The organism is Kitasatospora sp. NPDC057542 (assembly GCF_042801945.1).
Classification (GTDB): Bacteria; Actinomycetota; Actinomycetes; order Streptomycetales; family Streptomycetaceae; genus Kitasatospora.
This window is the reverse complement of record NZ_JBHVFE010000428.1, coordinates 1-7,880: the sequence shown is the minus strand read 5'-3', so window position 1 is coordinate 7,880 and position 7,880 is coordinate 1. Positions and strand designations below refer to the sequence as shown.

8 protein-coding genes and 1 pseudogene are annotated in these 7,880 nt (G+C 73.8%); 3 read left to right on the top strand and 6 right to left on the bottom strand.

From position 1 onward, the window contains the following. Positions 1-73 precede the first annotated feature (73 nt). The 4 genes and pseudogenes from ACFU7Y_RS35335 to cobU all read right to left on the bottom strand — a co-directional run. Positions 74-1,576: a leucyl aminopeptidase gene (locus tag ACFU7Y_RS35335; protein WP_224284762.1), complete on the bottom strand. Its 1,503-nt coding sequence runs from the start codon at positions 1,574-1,576 to the stop codon at positions 74-76. A 258-nt stretch (positions 1,577-1,834) separates the two neighbouring features. Beyond that, positions 1,835-2,626, bottom strand: coding sequence for an adenosylcobinamide-GDP ribazoletransferase (locus ACFU7Y_RS35330; RefSeq protein WP_380770812.1), 792 nt, complete (start codon positions 2,624-2,626; stop codon positions 1,835-1,837). 182 nt (positions 2,627-2,808) lie between these two features. Next, a complete protein-coding gene (locus ACFU7Y_RS35325; protein WP_380770811.1) occupies positions 2,809-3,933 on the bottom strand; it encodes a nicotinate-nucleotide--dimethylbenzimidazole phosphoribosyltransferase in 1,125 nt (374 codons plus the stop codon). Between the two features lie 28 nt (positions 3,934-3,961). Beyond that, positions 3,962-4,534, bottom strand: a pseudogene (gene cobU, locus ACFU7Y_RS35320) (bifunctional adenosylcobinamide kinase/adenosylcobinamide-phosphate guanylyltransferase); the annotation flags it as partial. A 123-nt stretch (positions 4,535-4,657) separates the two neighbouring features. On the opposite strand from cobU, the gene ACFU7Y_RS35315 reads away from it, so the two are divergent. Then, on the top strand, positions 4,658-4,858 hold the full coding sequence (locus ACFU7Y_RS35315) for a hypothetical protein (protein ID WP_224282296.1): 201 nt from the start codon (positions 4,658-4,660) through the stop codon (positions 4,856-4,858). Between the two features lie 30 nt (positions 4,859-4,888). Here ACFU7Y_RS35315 and ACFU7Y_RS35310 read toward each other — a convergent pair whose 3' ends face one another. Then, entirely contained in the window at positions 4,889-5,629 is a 741-nt protein-coding gene (locus ACFU7Y_RS35310; protein ID WP_224282298.1) for a class I SAM-dependent methyltransferase, read from the bottom strand. Positions 5,630-5,787: 158 nt separating this feature from the next. Beyond that, positions 5,788-6,387 (bottom strand): DUF3043 domain-containing protein, encoded by a 600-nt coding sequence (locus ACFU7Y_RS35305; protein WP_224282295.1) that lies wholly within the window; start codon positions 6,385-6,387, stop codon positions 5,788-5,790. A 301-nt stretch (positions 6,388-6,688) separates the two neighbouring features. Here ACFU7Y_RS35305 and ACFU7Y_RS35300 point away from each other — a divergent pair, with 301 nt between their 5' ends. Then, entirely contained in the window at positions 6,689-7,495 is an 807-nt protein-coding gene (locus ACFU7Y_RS35300) for a PspA/IM30 family protein (protein ID WP_224282294.1), read from the top strand. Between the two features lie 37 nt (positions 7,496-7,532). Then, positions 7,533-7,826: a hypothetical protein gene (locus ACFU7Y_RS35295; protein ID WP_224282293.1), complete on the top strand. Its 294-nt coding sequence runs from the start codon at positions 7,533-7,535 to the stop codon at positions 7,824-7,826. Positions 7,827-7,880 lie beyond the last annotated feature (54 nt).

Sequence of the window (7,880 nt, the reverse complement as noted above, 5' to 3'; positions counted from 1 at the left end):
CGCCGGGCCCCGTCGCAGCGGGTCCTGGATCAGGAGTCCTGGATCGGAGCGTCCTCGATCAGGGGTGCCTGGGTCAGGCCTTGCCGTTCGCCTTCTGCTCGGCGAAGCGGACCAGGGTGCGCACCGCGCTCGCGGTGCCGCCCTTCGGGGTGTAGCCGTACGGCGCGCCCTCGTGGAACGCCGGACCGGCGATGTCCAGGTGCGCCCAGTCGGTGCCCTCGGCCACGAACTCCTTCAGGAACAGACCGGCCACCAGGCCGCCGCCCATCCGCTCGCCCATGTTGGCCAGGTCGGCGATGGTCGACTCGGTGAAGCCCTTGCGCAGCTCGGCCGGCAGCGGCATCGGCCAGGACTGCTCGCCCACCTCGCCGGCCAGGGCGTGCAGGTTGTCGCGCAGCTCGTCGTCGTTGGCCATCACGCCGAAGGTGCGGGTGCCCAGGGCCAGCACCATGGCGCCGGTCAGGGTCGCCACGTCGACGATGACGTCCGGGTTCTCCTCGCCGGCCCGCACGATCGCGTCGGCCAGGACCAGGCGGCCCTCGGCGTCCGTGTTCAGGACCTCGACGGTCTTGCCGCCGTACATCTTCAGCACGTCGCCCGGGCGGGTCGCGGAGCCGGACGGCATGTTCTCGGCCAGCGCCAGCCAGGCGGTCACGTTGACGACCAGGCCCAGGCGCTTGGCGGCCACCACGGCGGCGAACACGGCGGCGGCGCCGGCCATGTCGCACTTCATGGTCTCGTTGTGGCCGGCCGGCTTCAGCGAGATGCCGCCCGAGTCGTAGGTGATGCCCTTGCCGACGAACGCCACGGTGGCCTTGGCCTTCGGGTGGGTGTAGGCCACCTTCACCAGGCGGGGCGGGTTCGCCGAGCCGCCGCCGACGCCCAGCAGGCCGCCGAAGCCGCCCTTGGCCAGCGCCTTCTCGTCCAGCACCTCGACCTTGAGGCCGTGCTCCTTGCCGGCCGCCTGGGCGATCGCGGCGAAGCTCTTCGGGTTCAGGTCGTTCGGCGCGGTGTTGACCAGGTCGCGGGCCCGGTTCATCTCCTCGCCGATCGCGGTGGCGCGCTCCACGGCGGCCTTGGCGTCCTTGCTGCCCTTGCGGGCGGCCAGCAGGACCAGCTCGCCGACCGGCTCCTTGCCGTTGCCGTTGGCCTTGTACGTGCCGAAGGCGTACGAGCCGAGCAGACCGCCCAGCGCGACCGCCTCGACGTCCTCCGGGGACTCGGCCGGCAGCGCCAGCGCGGCCTTCTTGGCACCGGCCAGGGTGCGGGCGGCGACACCGGCGGCGCGGCGCAGCGCCTCCGGCTCGTAGCCGTCCTCGGCGGCCTCGCCCAGGCCGACCGCGAGCACGAACGCGGCCTTCAGACCGGCGGGGGAGGGGACCTTGACGGCCTCGCCCTCGGCGCCGGTCGCGCCCAGGGTGCTGAGGACCTCGGCCAGCTTGCCCTCGAACGCCTCGTTCACGGCCTCGGTGCCGGGGGCCAGCACGATGCCCTTCGGGCCCTTCGCGACACCGACCACCAGGGCGTCCGCGCGCAGGGAGGCGGCGGAGGAGGTGCTCACAGACAATGCAGTCACGTAATGCGTCCTGTTCTTTCGCGGTCCACGGCCGGCCGCGGCGAGGCTGCCGCACCGGCGCAGCCCGCCGTCGCAGGCCGTCCGTCGGCGGGCCTCCGGGGTCCGGGCCCCCTGGCGCGCGCGTCCGCGGGAAGCGGCCGCGCACGCCAGAGGCCCCGGCTCCTCGGTACGCGCCGGGCGGGCAGGACCTGCGGCGGTGCAGGGCTGCGGTGCTTCACGCATGGTAGTCCGCATGCTGGGATCACGCGCCGCCCGGTGTCAGCCGAGCAACGCCAGGGCGAACAGCGAGGCGGTCGCGGCGGTCTCGGCCATCGCCCCGAGCACGTCCCCGGTGATCCCGCCGAACCTGCGGACACACCGTCCGAGCAGCAGTCGGGCGCATCCGGCGCCGAGCACAACGGCCAGCGGGAGACGGAGAACTGACCATCCGTCGAACAGTCCGGCCGCTGCCAGGAGGAGAGCCGCGGCGGCCGTCCCGGCGGCGGCCCCGGCGGGCGGTACGGTGCTCGCCACCACCGCCCCCAGCCCGCCCGGCCGGGCGGCCGGCACCGACCGCAGGCAGCCCCAGGCGAGCGCGCACCGGGCGGCCGTCGCCGAGGCGAGCACCGCGAGTGCGCCGCGCAGCGGCGAGTGACCGAACTGCCCGGCCAGCGCGGCGGCCTGGGCGAGCAGGACGAGGACCAGGGTCAGTACGCCGAACGGACCGATGTCGGACTGCTTCATGATGCGCAGCGCGTCCTCGGCCGGCTTCCCGCTGCCCAGCCCGTCGGCGACGTCCGCCAGGCCGTCCAGGTGCAGTCCCCGGGTCAGCCCGGCGAGCACCCCGAGCGCGGCCATCGCGCCGAGCAGCCCGCCCGCGCGCCAGGCCACCAGCGCCCCGGCCGCGGCCGCCATCGCCCCCAGCACCAGCCCGACCGCCGGGGCCGTGACCATCGCCCGGGCGGCCGCGGCCCGGTCCCACCGCTCCACCCGCACCCGCAGCATGGACAGCGTCCCGAACCCGAACCGCAGGCCGTCGGCCCAGGTGGCCCGATCGCTGCCGCCGGCCATGACCACGTTCCTCTCACAGCAAGAACGCCCCCGGTAGGGGCGTCCTTCGGATTGTCGGGCCTTCATCCGGGAGCGCGGGGAACCGCGCGAGGCGCAAGGGCCGGGCCCGAAACGACATCAGCGACGGTCGGTCGCCGGTGTTCCGGAAGCCGGTGGCAGCCGGTTGCCGGCGCTCCGCCCCGCTACAGCTTCCGCAGCAGATCCGCCGCCGAGGGCAGCTTCGGCTGCTCCTTCGGCCCGCTCGGCGGCTCCGGGGCGAACGGCTTCGGCGCCTCGTCCGCGAGCACGTCCCCCGCGGCCTGGAGCAGCGGCAGCGCCAGCAGCGCGCCGACGCCCTCGCCCATGGTGATGCCCTGGTCCTGCAGCGGCGTCAGAGTCAGCCGGTCGTACGCCTTCGCCTGGGCCGGCTCGCCGCTGGACTGCCCGGCCCGCCACCACTCCGGCGCCCGGAAGGCGATCCGCTGCGCGACCAGCGCGCAGGCCGCCGAGACCACGCCGTCCAGCACCACCGGCAGCCGCCGTACGGCCGCCTGGAGCAGGAAGCCGGTGATCGCCGCGAAGTCGGCCCCGCCGGTGGCGCCGAGCAGCGCCAGCTGGTCGCCGAGCACCGGCCGGGCCCGCCGCAGCGAGTCCCGGATGGTGGCGCACTTGACCATCCACACCCGGTCGTCGATCCCGGAGCCGCGCCCGGTCACCGCCGCCGCGTCGGTCCCGCAGAGCGCGCCGACCAGTACACCGGCCACCGTGGTGGAGCCGACCCCGAGGTCGCCGAGCAGCACCAGGTCGGTGCCGGCGTCGGCCTCCTCGTCGGCGACGGCCATGCCGGCCCGGAACGCCCGGACGGTCTCCTGCGCGGTGAGCGCGTCCTCGACGTCGATCCGCCCGGAGCCGCGCCGGACCCGGTGGGCGACCACCTCGTCCGGGAAGCCGGCCGGGTCGGCGTCCACCGCGACGTCGACGACCCGCACCCGGGCGCCGTAGCGCGCGGCCAGCCGGGACACCGGCGCGCTGCCGTCGAGCACGGCCCGCACCCGGGCCGCGGTGCCGCCCTCGGCGGGCATCCGGGAGACCCCGAGCGCCGCCACGCCGTGGTCGGCGGCGAACAGCAGCACCTTGGGAGCGGAGATCGGCAGCACCGGGGAGCGCCCCTGCACCGAGGCCAGCCAGCTGCCCAGCTCCTCCAGCCTGCCGAGCCCGCCGCGCGGCCGGTCGGCCGCCTGCCAGCGCTCCTCGGCGGCCCGCCGGGCGCTCTCGTCGGGGCGCTCGACGAGCGAGGAGAACGTATCGAGATCCACGGTCGTGTCCATCGTCCGGAAGGCTACACGCCGCACGTGTTCAGTCCGAGGCTGGCTTGACGTCCGGCTTGATGGTGAGCGCCTGCCCGGCCACCACCAGCAGGACCCGCTCCGAGGCGTCCGCCACGGCCATGTTGAGCCGGCCCAGGGTGTCGCGGAAGCGGCGGCCCGCGGCGGTGGCCGGGACGACGCCCATGCCGACCTCGTTGCTCACCGCGACGACCGCCCGCCCGGTGGCCGCCCAGGCCCGCGCCAGCGCCTCGCAGCGGCGCTGAACGGCGGCCTCGCCGCCGTCCGCCCAGACCTCGTCGTCCCAGGCGCCGCACTCGTCCATCACGGCGGTCAGCCACAGGGCGAGGCAGTCGATCAGCACCGGCGCCGGGTCGGCGGGGTCGGCCAGCACGGCCTCCAGGTCGCAGGTCTCGGCGGTGCGCCAGCCCGCCGGCCGTCGGTCCCGGTGCAGTGCGACCCGCTGGGCCCACTCGGCGTCGCCGTCCCGGGTGCCGCCGGTGGCCACGTACAGGACGTCCGGGTGGTCGGCGAGCAGCTGTTCGGCGCGGGTGGACTTGCCGGAGCGGGCGCCGCCGAGCAGCAGCGTGCGGGGCAGCGTGGGACGGGTGGGCCGGGATGGGGTCGCCATGGCGACCATCCTGCCGGACCAGGCATACGGAAGATCCGGCCGGGCAGGCTATGGTGCGCAGCAACACAGGCAGCGTGGTCAGTGGGAGGAGCCGGCATGGTCTGGACGTGGCGGTACGAGAAGGCGGACGGCAGCGCGGTGACGCCCGGCGGCGGGCAGGAGGAGTTCGCCGGCCAGGGGGACGCCGAGACCTGGATCGGGGAGACCTGGAAGCAGCTCGCGGACGACGGTGTGGACACCGCGGTGCTGCTGGAGGACGACCGGGTCGTCTACGCGATGAGCCTGAGCGAGGAGTAGACCCGACGGGGTGGAGCGGCCGCGGAGCGGCTACTTCGCCCCGATCACGTGCAGGAGCGCGGCGACCTGCCGGTACGGGTCGGTGCGGCCGGCCCGGTCCTCGGCTTCCAGGAGCTGGGCCAGTTGCCGCCCGTCCACCGGCGGGGCCGCGTCGTCCGGGGCGTTGTCGGTGAAGACCCGCACGCCGTACCAGTGCCGCAGCGGCACCGACACCTCGGAGAGGGTGACGGTGAGGTCGGCGAGCCGGTCGGCCCGCGCGGCCAGTCCGAGCCGGTTGTAGTACCGGTCGCTCTCGAAGGCGTGCAGGGCGGCCCGCCAGTCTCCGGCGGCGGCATGCCGCAGGGCGAGCGCATCGCGGTTGCGGACCAGCAGCGAGAGCAGCCCGCCGGGCGCCAGCAGCCGGGCCAGCGAGGCGATCATCGGGTCCGGGTCGGGCAGGTACATCAGCACGCCGTGGCAGACCACCACGTCGAAGCTGCGCGGGCCGAACCAGCGCCCGCACTGGTGGCCGTCGCCGCTGAGCAGCTGCATCCGGCCGCGGACCTCCGGCGGCTCCTCGGCGAGCGCCCCCTGGGCGACGCCGAGCGCGACCGGGTCCGAGTCGATCCCGGTGACGTAGTGGCCGGCCCGGGCCAGGCGCAGCGCCTGGGTGCCCTGGCCGCAGCCGATGTCGAGGACGCGCTGCGCGCTGCGCCCGGACAGCTGTTCGGCGAGCTGGCGGGCGACGAGCTCCTGGCGGACGAAGTTGCGCAGCCCGCCGAGCCGGTCCAGCCAGGCGCCGGTGCCGCCCGCGAAGGACCCGCTGCGCGAGGGCAGCCGGCGCTCCTGGGCCAGCCGGTCGTGGCCGCCGCCCCCCTGCCCCGGAAGCGCGTACAGGCCGGGCCCCTCCCAGGAGGGCGGGGCCCAGCCGGAGTCGACCGGTTCGGCGGTCAGGGCTTCTCCCCGCGCCGCACCTGCGGCTTGGGCAGGCGCAGCCGGCGCATCTGGAGGGTGCGCATGATGCCGTACGCGACGGCGCCGCGGGTGTTCTGACCGGCGAAGCGCTCGGCCAGCTGCTTGCGCAGGCCCAGGCCGAGGCGGACGAAGTCCAGGATCACGAACACGAAGAACAGCAGGAACAGCAGGGTGGAGAGCAGCTGGAGCGTCGGCACCTTGATGATGCTGAGCACCAGGATGACCACGGCGGCCGGCAGGAAGAACTCGGCGAGCGACCAACGGGAGTCCACGTAGTCGCGGGCGAACTTGCGCACCGGGCCCTTGTCGCGGGCCGGTAGGTGGCGCTCGTCGCCGTTCAGCAGGGCCTGGCGCTGCTTCTCGCGCTCGACGCGCATGCGCTCACGCCCCTGGCGGGCGGCCTCCTTGCGGTCCTTGGGCACGGTCACCCGGGTGCGCCGGTTGGCCTCGGCCTCACTGCGCTTGGGGGTGGGGCGGCCCTTCTTGGCCTGCGGGTCGCGGGCCTGGGTCGTCTCGTCCTGCTTCTCCAGCACGGTGGCGGAGGCGGCGGCATCATCTGAACGGCGTCGGAACACACCACCAGCGTACGGGGTGCGACGCGGCTTCCACGGGTGCCCTCGGACCCAAACGCATATCGATACCACCAGGTCGCCATCCGAACGGGGTTTCCCGGAGCCTTCCCGTAGGGGATCAGTCGGATGGACGATGGGGGGGATGAGGGGCGGATCCACCCGGGGGAGGAGGAAACGCCACTGGTCGCTGTAGCAGTCTTGTTGCAGGCAGGTGCACTGCGGCGACGGGCTCGCTGCACATACACTCGTCGTGTCTGGTAACGAGATAGAGACCGCAGGCCGGAGAAGGGGGCACCCGAGGCCCATGAGCGACGGAATCATGAAGCGTATGGGGCTGATCTTCCGCTCCAAGGCGAACAAGGCCTTGGATCGGGCGGAGGATCCGCGTGAGACGCTGGACTACTCCTACCAGAAGCAGCTCGAACTGCTGCAGAAGGTACGGCGTGGTGTCGCGGACGTCGCGACCTCGCGCAAGCGGCTCGAACTCCAGCTGACCCAGCTCCAGCAGCAGTCGGCGAAGTACGAGGACCAGGGCCGCAAGGCACTGTCGCTCGGCCGCGAGGACCTTGCCCGCGAGGCGCTGACCCGCAAGGCCAACATGCAGTCGCAGATCAACGACCTGGAGACGCAGTACCAGCAGCTCCAGGCCGAGGAGGAGAAGCTCACGCTCGCCTCCCAGCGACTTCAGGCCAAGGTGGACGCCTTCCGCACCAAGAAGGAGACCATCAAGGCGACGTACACGGCCGCCCAGGCGCAGACCCGCATCGCCGAGTCCTTCTCCGGCATCTCGGAGGAGATGGGCGACGTCGGCCTGGCGATCCAGCGTGCCGAGGACAAGACCGCCCAGATGCAGGCCCGCGCCGGGGCCATCGACGAGCTGCTCGCCTCCGGAGCGCTCGACGACGCGAGCGGTCTCGGCCGCAAGGACGACATCGAGGCCGAGCTGGAGCGCGTGGCCGGCGGTTCCGACGTCGAGCTTGAGCTGGCCCGGATGAAGGCCGAGCTGTCCGGTCCCTCCACCGCCGGCCCCGCCGCGATCGAGCAGGGCAAGCCGCAGGACGTCCAGCCGCAGCCGCAGCAGGACACCCCGCGCATCAACTACAACAAGTGATCTGAGCTCGACCCCACGAACCAGGGAGACGCACGGCATGATCATCAGGGTCATGGGTGAGGGGCAGTACGAGGTGGGCGAGGACCACCTGAACGAGCTGAACACGCTCGACGCTGATCTCGTCACCGCAGTGGAGTCGGGCGACGAGGAGCGCTTTCGCCTGACCTACGGCAAGCTGCTGGCCGCGGTGAAGGAGTCGGGTGCTCCGGTGCCGCTGGACTCGCTGGAGCCGTCGGAGCTGATCCTGCCGAACGCGGACGCGACGATCGCCGAGGTCCGCGAGCTGCTGATGGCCGACGGCGAGGGCGTGATCCCGGGCTTCCCCGAGTAGCGCTTGCGGCTGCTGCCAGACGAAAGGGCGGGCCCCCTCCGGTGGGAGGGGGCC